Source organism: Metabacillus rhizolycopersici, assembly GCF_020075705.1.
Genome location: NZ_JAIQUM010000012.1, coordinates 71755 through 87418 on the forward strand (window position 1 = coordinate 71755; position 15664 = coordinate 87418).

Sequence of the window (15664 nt, forward strand, 5' to 3'; positions counted from 1 at the left end):
ATCTTAATTATTGAATTACCTAAAAAGGAAGTGATGTTATGCCAGAGCTACCAGAGGTCGAAACGATCCGTCGAACGTTGCTTCAGCTTGTTAAAGGGAAAACGATTCAAAGGGTTACGATTCGTTGGCCAAAATTAATAAAAAATCCAGATCAGCCTGATCAATTTATAGATGCCTTAATTGGTCAATCGATCCATGATGTAACACGTCGAGGGAAATTCTTAAAGTTTATCCTCGACGATTATACACTCGTCTCTCACTTGCGGATGGAGGGACGTTACGGTCTCTATGAGGCTGATGAGGAATATGATGCTCATACACATGTTATGTTTACATTTACTGATGGAACAGAATTACGTTATCGAGATGTCCGAAAGTTCGGTACGATGCACTTATTTAAAAAAGGGGAAGAAGAAACAGAACTTCCATTATCAAAGCTAGGACCTGAGCCTTTTTCAGAACAATTTACTGTCGATTATTTATGTGAACGTTTAAAGAAAACAACTAGAAAAATTAAAGCAGCATTATTAGATCAAGCAGTTGTCGTTGGACTTGGTAATATTTATGTTGATGAAGCGCTATTTCGTTCAGGGATACATCCCGAGCGCATTGCAAGCCAATTAACACCAAAAGAGTACAATGTTTTACATAAAGAGATTATTGCAACACTTAATGAGGCTGTTGCACAAGGAGGGAGTACGATTCGCTCCTATGTAAATACTCAAGGTGAGATTGGCATGTTTCAACTTGAATTACTTGTCTATGGAAGAAAAGATGAACCTTGTAAAAAATGTGGAACGATTTTAACTAAAACTGTTGTTGCTGGAAGAGGCACTCATTTTTGTGAGAAATGTCAAAAATAGAAATAGTATCAATTAATTTAAGAGGAGGAAGGTAAAAGACTAAAGAGGGGTCTTTTACCTTTTTTTCGTTTAGTGTAACTGTAAAATTCTTGTACTATGGCTAAGTGCACGACATTCAGCGCAAGCGCCTAGCCCCTCCAAAATCATAAGCCTTGCTTAAAAAGAAACATCATGTATTTCTTCAGATGATTCCACTTTTCACATTATTTGGGCTACTATCATACACTATGTTAGCAATCAGAAGGAAGGGGCTAGGCCGTTATGTTCCAACTCGCATCACTATTATTTTTAGCGTTCGCAGTAAGCTTAGATAGCTTTTCAGTGGGCTTTACGTATGGTATGAGAAAGATGAGTATTCCATTTAAATCAATTTTAATTATTGCTTGTTGTTCTGCAGGAACACTGTTAGTCGCTATGCTAGTTGGCGATTTATTGACGAGGATTTTTCCGATTTATGTGACAGAAAGGCTTGGTGGATTCATTCTAATCCTAATTGGTGCATGGGTATTGTACCAATTTTTTAGACCTGCTAAAGAAGTTGCTGAGGGAGAGGTAGAAACAGAAAAAACATTAATAAATTTTGAAATAAAAACACTTGGGATTGTTATTAATATACTTAGAAAACCGATGTCAGCGGATATTGATAAGTCAGGAACAATTACTGGGATTGAAGCATTACTGCTTGGATTTGCTTTATCATTAGATGCCTTTGGCGCTGGGATAGGTGCAGCATTATTAGGTTACTCCCCTCTCATTATGAGTATTTTAGTGGCGTGTATGAGCTCCTTGTTTGTTACTGTTGGGATTAAATCAGGTAATATCTTTTCAAAATTTTCCTGGGTGGATAAATTTTCTTGCTTACCGGGGATCATTTTAATTATGATAGGAATATGGAAACTATAAACAATGGGGGCAAGGCGCTGTGACAGTTGTATTAGGTTTAACAGGTGGAATTGCAAGTGGGAAAAGTACAGTATCTACTATGATTCGTAAACGTGGAATTCGTGTAATTGACGCAGATATCATTTCAAGAGAGGTCGTCGAAGTTGGTAAGCCTGCTTATCATCAAATTGTGGAACTATTTGGCGAGGATATATTGCATGATAACGATACAATTAACCGAGAAAAACTTGGAGCGCTAATCTTCGGAGATGAGAAAAAACGAAATCAATTAAATCGCATAGTCCATCCTGCTGTTCGGGAGGAAATCTTTGAGCAAACGAAAGAAGAGAAAGAAAAAAGTGCAAAAGCTGTTGTATTAGATATACCTTTATTATTCGAGAGCAAATTAACACATTTGGTAGATAAAACGATTCTCGTATATGTTGATGAGAAAACACAGTTGGAACGCTTAATGAAGAGGAATGGCTTTAGTGAGGATGAGGCGATGATGAGAATTCGCTCTCAACTCCCTCTTAAGGAAAAAATAATACTTTCAGATGAACTCATTAATAATAATGGTTCGATTGAAGAAACGGAAATCCAGTTACATGAGATCTTAAGTAAATTAATGTGAAGTATGAAGAGGCTACTGTAGTCTCTTTTTTTTGTGATTAAAATTGAAACGCGGAAATGTATGTAACAAAAACAAAAAAATGTCATATTAACCACATTTTTATCATATATGTGTTATACTGAAATTAATTAATTTATAAATAGTATAACATATATATGAGAGGGGATTTATGATGAGAGCCAATATTGCAATTAATGGTTTTGGTCGTATTGGGAGAATGGTATTTCGCAATGCAATGAAGGAGAAACTGAATATTAAGGCGATAAATGCAAGTTATCCTGCGGAGACGCTTGCGCACTTGATTAAATATGATACAAATCACGGGAAATTTGATGGTGAAGTTATTGCGAATGAGGACCATCTCATTGTAAACGGTAACAAAATCCTGTTAATAAATGAACGTGACCCTAAAAAATTACCTTGGAGTAGTTTAGCGATTGATATTGTTATTGAAGCGACAGGGAAATTTAATGAGAAAGACAAAGCGATGGCTCATGTTGATGCAGGAGCGAAAAAGGTCATTTTAACAGCACCAGGAAAAAATGAAGATGTTACGATTGTTATGGGTGTGAATGAACAAGAATACGATTCCGAAAATCATATCATTATTTCCAACGCTTCTTGTACAACAAACTGTCTAGCACCAGTTGTAAAAGTTCTAGACGAATCATTTGGCATAAAAAATGGACTAATGACAACTGTTCACGCCTACACAAATGACCAAAAAAACATTGATAACCCGCATAAGGATTTACGAAGAGCAAGGGCTTGTGCGCAATCGATCATACCAACAACAACTGGAGCGGCAAAGGCTCTGTCAAAAGTACTCCCGCATCTCAATGGTAAATTACACGGCATGGCATTACGGGTACCAACACCGAATGTATCGTTAGTAGATTTAGTTGTCGATGTTGAAAAGAATGTGACGATTGAAGAAATCAATAGTGCCTTTAAAGATGCAGCGAAGGGTAAACTAAAAGGTATTCTCGACTATACGATGGAACCATTAGTTTCGATCGATTTTAATACGAATCCTTATTCGGCAATTATAGATGGATTATCTACAATCGTTATTGAAGACCGTAAAGTGAAAGTATTAGCGTGGTATGATAATGAATGGGGTTATTCGTGTAGAGTTACGGAACTAACAAAATTCGTTGCTGAAAAAATGAATAATTTATTAAAAGTTTAAGGCATTTTTCTTATTATTTCGGAAGCGTTTTGATTCATATGCAATGATAAAGCGAGACTTAGCATAATCTTAACGGCGGTTCCCACCATTTTTCGTTATTTCTTTTGAATCCAGTGGTAGGGATTTTACTGCCCATTTTGAATGGGGTTTATTGTGTATTACCTTATAAAATCTCCGCCCTTTAACTAGTGATAAACTTTTTTGGTAAAAGTTTGTTGCAAAACATATACAAACAAAGTATACTATTTTTCGTGAACTTCTAATTAAAGCTAAGGTGTTTGGGCTACTTAAAGGGTTAGGACCTCTCTGGACTAACTTTCCCCCGTGGTAGTTAAACATATACCGTTTAGCAAAGAAGTCCTATGAAAATATAGTTAAAGGGGGACCCATGAATATGGAAACAATGGGTAGACACGTAATCTCAGAATTATGGGGTTGCGATTTTGATAAATTAAATGACATGGATTTTATTGAAAAAACATTCGTAAATGCTGCGTTAAAATCTGGTGCGGAAATTAGAGAGGTGGCATTTCACAAATTTGCTCCTCAAGGAGTAAGTGGTGTTGTTATCATTTCTGAGTCACATTTAACGATTCATAGTTTTCCAGAACATGGTTATGCAAGTATTGATGTTTACACGTGCGGTGATTTAAATCCTAATATTGCTGCAGATCATATCGCAGAATCATTAGGTGCTCAAACACGTGAAAACATAGAAATCCCAAGAGGAATGGGACCAGTACAAGTTAAACAAACTCAAGCAAAAGTTCTTTGATTTTTTAGACAAACATGAACAATCTGTTCAGAGGTGCTGATTATTTAATCCGCACCTCTTTTTATTATCGGAAATTTTCAGTATGATAGAGGGAGAATAACTTTGAGCACTATTCGAAAAAATAGTTGAAAGAGGAGAAATTGTACATGAGTTTTAGTAATAAATTAAAAGACTTTTTTAGTACTTACCAAGAAACAAATGAAAAACATCATATATCAGATTTGAAAAGTCATTATTATAAAACTACATACAAAAATGCGTTACATTCTATTCAATCAATTATTGAACAAACAACTGGAATGACCATTACATCGATTTCGGAAGAACGTGGTGAAATAAGTGTGAACATTGATCACCCTAAAAAGGCCTTTTTAATCGTGACTGTTATTTCTGTCCGCCCTTATGAAACAGCAGTCGACTTTACTGTATCAACGAATACATTTTTACCAACAGATTTTGGTTTTAGTAAAAAAATTATTCAACAGCTTTATAAAAGGCTTGATGAAAAAGAAACGTTTGTTGGTGTAGGGAAAAGTATGTAAAAAACATCAAGAATGTAGAAGGTATCCATATAAAGTTTTGATTGGAGCTGGTTATATGAAATGCCCTTCGTGTCAGCATAATGGTACGAGAGTTTTAGATTCAAGACCTGTAGATGATGGTAGATCGATCAGGCGTCGCCGAGAATGTGAAGAATGCCAATATCGCTTTACAACATTTGAAAAGGTTGAGGAATTTCCTTTAATTGTAGTGAAAAAAGAAGGAACAAGAGAAGAGTTTAGCCGTGAAAAAATTTTACGTGGACTCATTAAGGCGTGTGAAAAAAGGCCAGTTCCTTTGCAAAAGTTAGAGGATATTGTTCATGAAATAGAAAAAGAGTTAAGAAGTCAAGGTGTTTCGGAAGTGGATAGTGAGCTTGTAGGTGAAATGGTAATGGACAGGCTTGCAAAAATTGACGAGGTTGCGTATGTGCGATTTGCATCTGTCTATCGCCAATTCAAAGATATTAATGTATTTATAGAGGAATTAACCGATCTAATTAAAAAAGCGAGGTAAGATGGAAGGGAGCTAGTGAAGAAATGTTCTTCAAGCTCTTTTTTCAGTGAATAGAAAGCAAACGTGAAGATTTGATTAGTACCTTATTTCTCGAATGGTAATAAGGATTATGAATAATATGATTTGGACATAGTGTTCGTGTCCTAAGCGTCTTAGCCCCTCTTCGGGCTAAGACGCTTAGGAATTGAAGGTAAATAAAGAACACTTTCTATTCCAGAGCGTCTTATTTGCCCGAGGCTGAACAAGGCGCTGTCGCATTTCTAAATGGAAGGTTTGAAGGGGATGAATCAGCATTGGAAGGAATTACTTGCTATCGATCGTTATGCGGTAAAGAGTAGTTCGGTTCTTCAAGACTTAGATAGAAAGATCTTAACATTACTTTATCAACCGTTAATTGGTTCTAAATGCTATAGTCTTTTTATGACGCTGTGGGGAGAGCTTGAACAAAATCGGTTATGGGGAGATGAGACTACCCATCACAGTTTAATGACGATTATGCAAAGTAATCTACGTGATATTTACCGTGAACGATTGAAGTTAGAAGGCCTTGGTTTATTAAAAACGTATGTAAACGAAGGTGAAGAATTTAAGCGATATGTATACGAACTTCAATCTCCTCTTACACCGAATGATTTTTTTCAAGATGGTGTGTTAAATATCTATCTCTATAATCGAGTGGGTAAAAACAAATTTTTGCAATTAAAACGGTTTTTCTCTGATCAGCAAATGGATGAAGAAATGAAAGATATCACGAGATCCTTTAATGATGTCTTTAACTCTGGTCAATCTGCCCATATGATTTCAAGGGTTAATGATGAGACATTTGACGATTTAACTTTGTCTAGTGAAAGAGAGTATGTCCAAACAAATAATCATACGGCGATAGAAATATCTGACGATACATTTGACTTCGATTTATTTTTCACGGGGATTTCTGACGCAATGATTCCAACAAAGGCGATTACACCCATAGTGAGGGAAGTAATAAAGAAGCTTTCTTATTTATACGGAATAAATGCAATAGACATGAAGAATGTGGTAATGAATAGTATTGATCAAGATGACGCAATTGATATTGAAATACTTAGAAAGTCAGCGCGAGATTGGTATCAATTTCAACATGGAGATGAGCTGCCAGGTTTACTTGATAAAACTCAACCACTTCCATTACAATCGATGGAAAAGGGAAAAAAACAGCGTTCACAGGAAGAAGAACTTATGTATCAATTAGATACAATTTCACCGAGACAGTTTTTAACAGATGTTTCTGGTGGTGTTCCTCCAAGTGCTGGCGATTTACAAATTATTGAAGAAGTAATGCTCGGACAAAAACTAGAGCCAGGAGTAGTAAATGTCCTCATTTATTACGTTATGTTAAAAACAGATATGAAACTTACAAAAGGGTATGTTCAAAAGATCGCAAGTCATTGGACAAGAAAGCAAATTAAAACAGTAAAGGCTGCGATGGATCTTGCTAAACAAGAACATCGTCAATATCAACAGTGGGCAGAAGAAAAGACTACGAAAAAAACATCTACTAATAAAAAGGCTCCTATTCGTAAAGAGATGCTACCTTCATGGTTGAATGAAGATCAAAGTAATGAGCAAAACAAGGATAAAACAAATGAATCAGATGGACAAACGCAGCTAAATCGTGACCAATTCGAACTCGAAAAAAAGAAATTATTTGATCGAATAAAAAGTTATAAGGATAATAAAAGTCATGAATAGATTAAGGAGAAATAAAGTGAGGTGAAGAAGGATGGAACGAATGAGTAATTCTTTTAAAAGTTTAATAAATAGACCTGACTTTAAAGATCGCTTTAACGGTTTGAAAAATCAGGTATTAAATAACTCTGAGGTACAAGCTTTTTTAACAAAGCATGCAGCAGAAATTGAAGAAGGTATGGTTGAAAGAAGTCTTGTAAAGCTTTTCGAGTTTGTTAATCAGAGCAAAAATTGCGAACAATGTCCTTCGTTATCACAGTGTAAAAATCTCTTGGAAGGCTATCATCCACGTTTAGTCATTCAAGGACGAATCATTGATCTTCAATACGACAAATGTCCAACGAAGGAAGCGCATGATGAACGTAAAAAACATGAGTCACTCATTAAAAGTATGTATATTCCAAAGGATATTTTAGCAGCGCAGTTAGATCAGATTGACGTTGAAATGGATGAAACAAGTCGCTTTAAGGCCCTTAGTTTAGCACAAGATTTTGTTGAGCAATACAATAGTGGTAAGCGTCCAAAGGGCTTATATTTATATGGCTCCTTTGGTGTCGGGAAAACGTACATTTTAGGTGCAATTGCGAATGAATTAGCTTCCCATAAAATATCCTCCATGCTTGTATATGTGCCGGAATTTATGAGAGAGCTAAAAGGTTCTTTTCAAAATTCATCGCTAGATCAAAAAGTAGATGTTGTAAAGAAAGTTCCGGTTCTTATGCTAGATGATATAGGTGCAGAATCAATGTCAAGTTGGATGAGGGATGATATTCTTGGTACGATCTTGCAGTTTAGGATGCTTGAAAACCTGCCAACGTTCTTTTCTTCCAATTTTGACCACAAACAACTCCAACACCATCTCTCCTATTCGCAACGTGGTGAAGAAGAACCGGTAAAAGCAGCGAGAATTATGGAACGAATTAAACATATGGCAATACCGATTGAGTTAACAGGCAGAAATCGCAGGGGGTAGAATGTTAAGCACAGTGCTATGAAAAAGGAATAGCATAGGCTGTTAGACACGAACATTTCATTCGGAAATCTAATCCCTCTAGTCACTAAAAAAGTACCTTGCTCCTAGATATAATAGGACAGGTACTTTTTTGAGAGAAAGTATAAATTTTTTTGACTTAGTTTTCGTGTCCAGCGCCTAGCCCCTCGAGGTCATAAGACGCTTGCGCTTTTTGAGATTAAAGGGCAGTAAATTCCCCATGATGGAAGTTTTCTATAAATAATTTCTTTGCTTCTAAAGAACCTAGTTCCCCCATATACATAAAATAGGTGGTGGTAGATAGGGGGGACAAACATGCTTGAGATTTTTTTTGGGTCTCCGAAAGAGGCAAAGACGATTTATTCCATTTTTCGCTCAAGGTGTAAGGGGCTCGATTCAGAACTGCAATTATTAAATCAACGAAGTATAAAAATTAACTCTAAAACGTGGAATATCTCTTTAGAACAGATTATTATACCAGGGCTTGTTCAGTTTATGATTGAATATAAGGAACGCCAAATTCTGGTTGCGATTATTAGGGAAAAATATTATTTTCTAGTGGAAGAAGAACAGCAACAAATTATACATATCGCTCAATCAATTATAGAGGGGGAACGAAAAAATCTACCTAGAGCTCAAAAGCTTTCTCCCCGCGATGATATTTTACGAGCGGCTTTTGAACAATTTTTACGGCCTGATTTGCACTTTTCTTTTACATCATTTCAAAAATTTCGTCTCCATGAATATAGAGAAAAATTACGTGAATATGTTGAAGTAGCTATTGAGGAATATAAGCTTGAACAAGAGTATCAAAGTTTTATTCAAAGCTTGCGAGATTATCTTGAGGTGAAAGAATGTGTCGTAGAATGGATTTTAATCGTGCACGAACAGAATAAAGGATATTGTGTATTTAAACGAAACAAACAAGAAATATCTGAACACGAATTGAAAAAATATATTGATAAGGGTTTTGTGGACCAACATCCAATGGAGATTGATTCAGATTTATTAGCGCCCATAGTCTCGATGGCTCCAAATAGGATTTCACTTTATACAAATGACCCATTTGATGGAATGGTTCAAACCATTCATAATATTTTTCAAGAGAGAGTGGACATACATAGTTATCAGGAATTTTCTCTAAATGTGAACGAGGATAAAAAATGATTGATTATGTAAAAGCCTTCTTGATTTTCAAAAAAAAAAACTTTATAATACGAGGTAATTGCAAAATTATCAGTAATGATAAGGATATGAGCTTGTTTATACGGTTCCCAGAGAGGGGAGGATTTGCTGAAACCTTCCTAACACGATGAACAAACTTACCACCTTTGAACTTCAGTTGTGAACAGTCTATCTAAGTAATAACTGACGGACTTCCCGTTATCGATGTAAAGCCAATTCAAATGTTTCTACAGATTGAATGATTTGTATGAATCATGATGTTTATTTTCTATGAAAAATAATTGTCATGTTGATTTTGGGAACAAGGGTGGAACCACGATCCATTGACTAGAGTATAACTCGTCCCTTTTTTAGGGGGCGAGTTTTATTTATTTTGGAGCAGAAAATATAGACAATAAGCGACGGACTTAGTGCCGTGTCTAGCTCCAGCGCCTAGGTCCTCGAGGCATAAGCCACTCATGAATTGAAGGTAAAAAACACCTTCTATTCATGAGCGTCTTATGCTTGTCGGACTTGAACAAGGCGCTTCCGCTTTTAAAAAAAGGAGTGAACAAGGATGTCAGACGTTATAAAAATTGCGTTTCCAGACGGAGCTGTGAAGGAGTTTGCTAAAGGTACCACGACTGAAGATATTGCGGCATCCATTAGCCCGGGATTAAAAAAGAAATCTCTTGCAGGGAAGTTAGATGGGAAATTAATCGATTTGCGCACAGCCATTCAAGCGGATGGTGCAATTGAAATTGTGACGCAGGATAGTGAAGAAGCGTTAGAAATTATGCGCCATTCAACAGCGCATTTAATGGCACAAGCAATTAAGCGCCTATATAAAGATCAATCGATTCAGCTTGGGATTGGACCAGTAATTGAAAATGGTTTTTACTATGATATTGATATGGAGCAGGCGATCACACCTGAAGATTTACCTGAAATCGAAAAAGAGATGAAAAAAATTATCAATGAAAACCTCGCGATTGTTCGCACTGAGGTAAGTCGTGAAGAAGCGCAGCGACGTTTTGAGGAATTACAGGATCCGCTAAAGCTTGAGTTACTAGAAGCTATTCCACAGGGTGAAGCTGTGTCAATTTATGAACAAGGTGAATTTTTTGACCTTTGCCGTGGCGTGCATTTGCCATCAACAGGTAAAATTAAAGAATTCAAGTTGCTAAGTGTCGCAGGAGCTTACTGGCGTGGTGATAGTAAGAATAAAATGCTTCAACGTATTTATGGAACAGCATTCTTCAAGAAAAGTGAATTAGATGAGCATCTTCGCATCCTAGAAGAAGCGAAGGAGCGTGACCATCGTAAACTTGGGAAGGAACTAGGTTTGTTTACAACTTCTCAAAAGGTTGGTCAAGGTTTACCATTATGGCTTCCAAAAGGTGCAACAATTCGTCGTATTGTTGAGCGTTACATTGTCGATAAGGAAGAACGCCTAGGCTACCAACACGTATATACACCTGTTTTAGCAAGTGTTGAATTATATAAAACATCTGGTCATTGGCAACATTACCAAGAAGATATGTTTCCGATAATGGAAATGGACAACGAAGATTTAGTGCTCCGTCCTATGAACTGTCCACACCATATGATGGTGTATAAGAATGATATTCACAGCTATCGCGAGCTTCCAATCCGGATTGCTGAGCTTGGAATGATGCATCGTTATGAAATGTCTGGGGCGTTATCCGGCCTGCAACGTGTACGTGGCATGACGTTAAATGATGCTCATATTTTTGTTCGACCTGATCAAATTAAAGAAGAATTTATCCGCGTTGTGCGTTTAATTGAAGCTGTTTACAAAGATTTTGGAATTGATAAGTATTCATTCAGATTGTCTTATCGTGATCCAGAGGATAAAGAAAAGTACTTTGATGATGATAACATGTGGGAAAAAGCGCAAAGCATGCTAAAAGATGCAATGGATGAATTAGGCCATGATTATTTTGAAGCAGAGGGTGAAGCGGCGTTTTACGGTCCAAAACTGGATGTTCAAGTAAGAACAGCGCTTGGAAAAGATGAAACACTTTCAACTGTTCAATTGGATTTCTTACTTCCTGAGCGTTTTGATTTAACATACGTTGGTGAAGATGGCAAGCAGCATCGTCCAGTTGTTATCCACCGTGGCGTTGTATCAACGATGGAGCGCTTTGTAGCCTTCTTGATTGAAGAATACAAAGGAGCATTCCCAACATGGCTTGCACCAGTACAGGTTCAAGTAATTCCAGTATCACCTGCGATTCATCTTGATTATGCAAAACAAGTACAGGAGCAGCTTCAAGAAGTTGGTTTACGCGTCGAGTTAGATGCTCGCGATGAAAAAATGGGGTATAAAATTCGTGAATCACAAATGCAAAAAACTCCTTACATGCTTGTAGTAGGGGATAACGAGATTGCAGAAAAAGCGGTTAATGTTCGCAAATACGGTGAGCAAAAATCAGAAACAGTACCGTTCGAGCAGTTTTTAACAATGATTAAACAAGAAGTAAATAGATAATCATTTCTAAAATGGGGACCGTCTCAAAAAAAGTCTTGAACAAGGTGTTTATGCATTTCTTTTAAAAAACTATTGCAACAACTTAAAGCATTTGGTAGAATAACATATGTTGTTAAAAGTTACTTGCAAAGTCTTTGCTATGATGTTATAATCAACAAGGTAATTGAATAGTTTCTATATGAACAAGTAGAAGCACCCGCTTCTCACCTGATTGACACATCCATTTGTAGTTGGCAGGTTACGATGAATTTTTACGTATACAATCGTAGTGTGGGTGTTTATACATCCGCACTTTTTTATTTTTAAGAAAAATAAAAAAGCCAGAATCAACAATAAATTGGATTTGAATAAATGCTATTCAGTTTGATAAAACCTTGGAGGTGGCTAATTATTAGCAAAGATATGATGGTAAATGACGGAATCCGTGCACGTGAGCTTCGTCTGATTGGTGCCAATGGAGATCAACTTGGAATTAAATCACGTCAAGAGGCGTTGGAAATTGCTACTAGAGCTAATTTAGATTTAGTTTTAGTTGCACCAAATGCAAAGCCTCCTGTATGCCGCATCATGGATTACGGAAAATTCCGTTTTGAACAGCAAAAGAAAGATAAAGAGGCGCGTAAAAATCAAAAAATCATCAACTTAAAAGAGGTTCGTCTGAGCCCAACGATTGATGAACATGACTTTAACACTAAGCTTCGAAATGCACGTAAATTCTTAGAAAAAGGCGATAAAGTGAAAGCTTCTATCCGTTTCAAAGGACGTGCAATTACACATAAAGGAATTGGTCAGAAGGTGCTTGATCGATTCTCAACAGAATGTGCGGATTTAAGTACGATTGAATCTCATCCAAAAATGGACGGACGTAGCATGTTCTTAGTTTTAGCACCGAAAAATGAAAAGCAATAATACTTAAGGAGGAATCCCTTATGCCAAAAATGAAAACTCACCGTGGAGCTGCTAAGCGTTTCAAGAAGACCGGTTCTGGTAAACTTAAACGTTCACATGCTTACACTAGTCACTTATTCGCTAACAAATCTACAAAAGCTAAACGTAAATTACGTAAATCAACTGTAGTAAGCAAAGGCGATTTCAAACGTATTCGTCATTTATTAGACAACATTAAATAATCGGAACACCGTAATATAGGAGGGAATTTACATGCCAAGAGTAAAAGGCGGTATCGTTTCACGTAAACGTCGTAAAAAAGTATTAAAATTAGCTAAAGGTTATTTCGGATCTAAACATACATTATACAAAGTTGCTAACCAACAAGTAATGAAATCTTTAATGTATGCTTACCGTGACCGTCGTCAGAAAAAACGCGACTTCCGTAAGTTATGGATCACTCGTATCAACGCAGCTGCACGCATCAATGGTCTTTCTTATAGCCGTTTAATGCATGGCTTAAAGCTTGCTGGTATCGAAGTAAACCGTAAAATGCTTGCTGATTTAGCTGTAGCGGACGAAAAAGCATTTGCTCAATTAGCAGACGCTGCTAAAGCACAATTAACAAAATAATTGAACGTATAAAGAGAGCTGACTCACCGATGGGTCAGCTCTCTTTTTATTGAGAAATAATCCGTACAGTAGAATGGTTGAAAAAGTCGATCCAATGGAGGGTAAAATCGAAATAGTGGTTGAAATCCGTAAATATAATGGAGACAACTGTGTAAATCGTAAAATAGCCCCCTTATAGACAATAGGGTAAGAAAAGCTGATAATAAAAGTTATTAAAAAAATGATAAAAGGGGAAACGAAAGCATGAACTACATAGTAATCTATTACCTTTTGATCAATGTACTTTGCTTTTTTGTCATGGGAATCGATAAAAAACGTGCTAAGCGCGGGGAATGGAGAATAAAAGAAACGACGCTTTGGTGGCTTGCAGTAGCAGGTGGTGCATTAGGTGGGTTTATGGGAATGAGAGTATATCATCATAAAACAAAACATACATCATTTAAGATCGGTTTTCCAAGTATCGCGGCCATTCAGCTATTTCTATTAATCTCTTTGCTAAAATTGGCATAAAGTAAACAAATTCCCGTACAATGAATCGAACACTACAAACATCATTTGATTGCTAACAAGAAAGTGGTGATGACGATTGAAATTGTAGCGGCGTCTGTCTTAACGGCCATAAAAACTACAGGATTCTTTGCTCCATTCGCATTTATCTTGTTTCATGTTTTAAGACAGTTCTTGCTAATTCCTGTTGCGGTTGTATGTGTTGCCGGGGGTATATTATTTGGAGGAGAATTGGGCTCCTTGTATTCTGTTATTGGTCTAACATGTGCGAGTATGACATTTTATTTAATTACGAAAATGTTTCCGGCATTGCTGCAGCGATTTGTGAAAATGAAGGTGAGATGGTTAGGGGCTTATGTTCAATTATCAGTTGGGCAAATTATTATTTTACGGATGATCCCATTTATCAATTTTTCACTTATCTCGCTCCTTATTTTAGAAAAAGTAAAAACGTTTCGTGGTTATGCAAAGCTCTCACTATTGACCCATATCCCTTCAGCACTTTGTTTTACATTTTTAGGAACATTCATTCAAACATTGTCTCCAGTGCTGATAATCGTTCTTTTATCCGTATTGGTTTTCCTTGTTTACTTTTTCAGGGAAAAGCAGGTTATGATTAAGTGGTATGACTTTTTTGTTCCAGCACGTGAAAAAAGTCATGATTCCTAGAAGGTATTAAAAATGGAACAGCAAATACATGCTGTTCCATCTTTTCGTTCATAGAAGGTAAACGGTGACATTTATCTGATTGCATACTTAATGTCCACGCTTTTTATTTAATAATTCTTTAATTGGACTTTTCCAATCAATCTTCGCATAAGGATATCGTTTTTTTACTTCAGCTTCGATGTATGAAAAATCGTCTAAAGTTAATCCTTGTAATCTGCTTGAGGAATTTGCCCAAATGAATATTGAAACGACCTCAAAAGCATTTGACGTAGTACCTAAATATTTTTCTCCTTCAAATAAAACGCCCTTATATGTTAAGGAAAAGTTTTTACGAACGTTTCCTTTGTCATCTAAAATGTAAAATTGTTTATTTTCATGTGCTAATTCAAGTTTTCGTTTTGGATTAAATAAATACTTAAACGCAGCGTATACAAGGAAAAAAATTAGGGCAATTAAAAGTAATCGTAATAACAATACTATCATCTTAGAACCCCTCCTGAGGGCATTTTTCTTAAATATACGTTTGAGAATAGAAAAAGGTTTCAAGATAATTTCATTTTGTTATAATTTTTTATATAGTAGTGTTAGTACGACTTAGCAGTTTTGTATACATATATTAATCTGAGAGTGAGGAAATTAAGTGATGAATTTTTCAAAACTTTTTAGTATGCAACAGGAATTGGATGCGAAAATTGAAGCACAACATCAATTACAAAATGAGCGACTTATGGAGAGAAAAATATTAGCCCTATTAGTAGAAGTTGGGGAGCTCGCAAACGAGACAAGATGTTTTAAGTTCTGGAGCTTGAAGCCACCAGCACCACTTGATGTCATATTAGAAGAGTATGTGGATGGGATCCATTTTATCCTTTCATTAGGATTAGAAATAAACGTTAGTCCATCGATTCAGTTTGAACACAAACAATCTGAACAAAATGTGGCAGAGCAATTTTTAAAGGTGTATGAGACGATTACTTCCTTTAAAGAAGAACAAACTATGATTGTGTACGAAAAAATGTTTGAAGAGTATTTGTTTTTAGGTCAGTTATTAGGTTTTTCAAATGAGCAAATAGAGGAAGCTTACGTGTTAAAAAATGAAGTCAATCATGATCGACAGCAACAAGGGTATTAACAGTCCTAAAATATGGAATATTTCTTTTGATAAAA

The 15664-nt window shown here is 36.2% G+C and carries 18 protein-coding genes and 1 other annotated feature; of the genes, 17 read left to right on the top strand and 1 reads right to left on the bottom strand.

All coding sequences use genetic code 11. The features are described from left to right. Positions 1 to 38: 38 nt before the first annotated feature. The 16 genes from mutM (at position 39) to K9V48_RS08080 (ending at position 14497) form a co-directional block, all read left to right on the top strand. The gene (gene mutM / locus K9V48_RS08005) at positions 39 to 863 is read left to right on the top strand and encodes a DNA-formamidopyrimidine glycosylase (RefSeq protein WP_224138218.1); all 825 of its coding nucleotides are present in this window, start codon (positions 39 to 41) and stop codon (positions 861 to 863) included. 261 nt (positions 864 to 1124) lie between these two features. Then, the gene (ytaF, locus tag K9V48_RS08010) at positions 1125 to 1766 is read left to right on the top strand and encodes a sporulation membrane protein YtaF (RefSeq protein WP_224138219.1); all 642 of its coding nucleotides are present in this window, start codon (positions 1125 to 1127) and stop codon (positions 1764 to 1766) included. Between the two features lie 19 nt (positions 1767 to 1785). Continuing rightward, positions 1786 to 2379, top strand: a complete 594-nt coding sequence (coaE, locus tag K9V48_RS08015; RefSeq protein WP_224138220.1) for a dephospho-CoA kinase — start codon at positions 1786 to 1788, stop codon at positions 2377 to 2379. A gap of 172 nt (positions 2380 to 2551) precedes the next feature. Continuing rightward, complete coding sequence (locus tag K9V48_RS08020) at positions 2552 to 3571, top strand: glyceraldehyde-3-phosphate dehydrogenase (protein WP_224138264.1); 1020 nt, start codon at positions 2552 to 2554, stop codon at positions 3569 to 3571. A 394-nt stretch (positions 3572 to 3965) separates the two neighbouring features. Beyond that, positions 3966 to 4346 carry an adenosylmethionine decarboxylase gene (gene speD / locus K9V48_RS08025; RefSeq protein WP_111613720.1) on the top strand — a complete coding sequence of 127 codons (381 nt, stop codon included), beginning with the start codon at positions 3966 to 3968 and terminating at the stop codon, positions 4344 to 4346. 146 nt (positions 4347 to 4492) lie between these two features. Then, positions 4493 to 4888, top strand: a complete 396-nt coding sequence (locus tag K9V48_RS08030; RefSeq protein WP_224138221.1) for a cytosolic protein — start codon at positions 4493 to 4495, stop codon at positions 4886 to 4888. A 55-nt stretch (positions 4889 to 4943) separates the two neighbouring features. Next, positions 4944 to 5402, top strand: a complete 459-nt coding sequence (gene nrdR, locus K9V48_RS08035; RefSeq protein ID WP_111613722.1) for a transcriptional regulator NrdR — start codon at positions 4944 to 4946, stop codon at positions 5400 to 5402. Positions 5403 to 5684: 282 nt separating this feature from the next. Next, on the top strand, positions 5685 to 7133 hold the full coding sequence (locus tag K9V48_RS08040) for a replication initiation and membrane attachment family protein (protein ID WP_224138222.1): 1449 nt from the start codon (positions 5685 to 5687) through the stop codon (positions 7131 to 7133). A 31-nt stretch (positions 7134 to 7164) separates the two neighbouring features. Continuing rightward, positions 7165 to 8103 (top strand): primosomal protein DnaI, encoded by a 939-nt coding sequence (gene dnaI, locus K9V48_RS08045; RefSeq protein ID WP_224138223.1) that lies wholly within the window; start codon positions 7165 to 7167, stop codon positions 8101 to 8103. Between the two features lie 333 nt (positions 8104 to 8436). After that, positions 8437 to 9288: a putative sporulation protein YtxC gene (gene ytxC, locus K9V48_RS08050; RefSeq protein ID WP_224138224.1), complete on the top strand. Its 852-nt coding sequence runs from the start codon at positions 8437 to 8439 to the stop codon at positions 9286 to 9288. A gap of 574 nt (positions 9289 to 9862) precedes the next feature. After that, positions 9863 to 11800, top strand: coding sequence for a threonine--tRNA ligase (gene thrS / locus K9V48_RS08055; RefSeq protein WP_224138225.1), 1938 nt, complete (start codon positions 9863 to 9865; stop codon positions 11798 to 11800). A 178-nt stretch (positions 11801 to 11978) separates the two neighbouring features. Continuing rightward, positions 11979 to 12104: a sequence feature (ribosomal protein L20 leader region), on the top strand. A gap of 83 nt (positions 12105 to 12187) precedes the next feature. Then, positions 12188 to 12709: a translation initiation factor IF-3 gene (infC, locus tag K9V48_RS08060; protein WP_224138265.1), complete on the top strand. Its 522-nt coding sequence runs from the start codon at positions 12188 to 12190 to the stop codon at positions 12707 to 12709. 20 nt (positions 12710 to 12729) lie between these two features. Then, complete coding sequence (gene rpmI, locus K9V48_RS08065) at positions 12730 to 12930, top strand: 50S ribosomal protein L35 (RefSeq protein ID WP_066326889.1); 201 nt, start codon at positions 12730 to 12732, stop codon at positions 12928 to 12930. 31 nt (positions 12931 to 12961) lie between these two features. After that, positions 12962 to 13321, top strand: coding sequence for a 50S ribosomal protein L20 (rplT, locus tag K9V48_RS08070; RefSeq protein WP_111613728.1), 360 nt, complete (start codon positions 12962 to 12964; stop codon positions 13319 to 13321). A 243-nt stretch (positions 13322 to 13564) separates the two neighbouring features. Continuing rightward, positions 13565 to 13831: a DUF1294 domain-containing protein gene (locus K9V48_RS08075; protein WP_224138227.1), complete on the top strand. Its 267-nt coding sequence runs from the start codon at positions 13565 to 13567 to the stop codon at positions 13829 to 13831. A 69-nt stretch (positions 13832 to 13900) separates the two neighbouring features. After that, positions 13901 to 14497: a TVP38/TMEM64 family protein gene (locus K9V48_RS08080; RefSeq protein ID WP_224138229.1), complete on the top strand. Its 597-nt coding sequence runs from the start codon at positions 13901 to 13903 to the stop codon at positions 14495 to 14497. 87 nt (positions 14498 to 14584) lie between these two features. On the opposite strand, the gene K9V48_RS08085 is transcribed toward K9V48_RS08080, so the two are convergent. After that, on the bottom strand, positions 14585 to 14980 hold the full coding sequence (locus tag K9V48_RS08085) for a sigma-w pathway protein ysdB (protein WP_224138231.1): 396 nt from the start codon (positions 14978 to 14980) through the stop codon (positions 14585 to 14587). 160 nt (positions 14981 to 15140) lie between these two features. Here K9V48_RS08085 and K9V48_RS08090 point away from each other — a divergent pair, with 160 nt between their 5' ends. After that, positions 15141 to 15629: a dUTP diphosphatase gene (locus K9V48_RS08090; protein ID WP_224138233.1), complete on the top strand. Its 489-nt coding sequence runs from the start codon at positions 15141 to 15143 to the stop codon at positions 15627 to 15629. Positions 15630 to 15664: the final 35 nt, after the last annotated feature.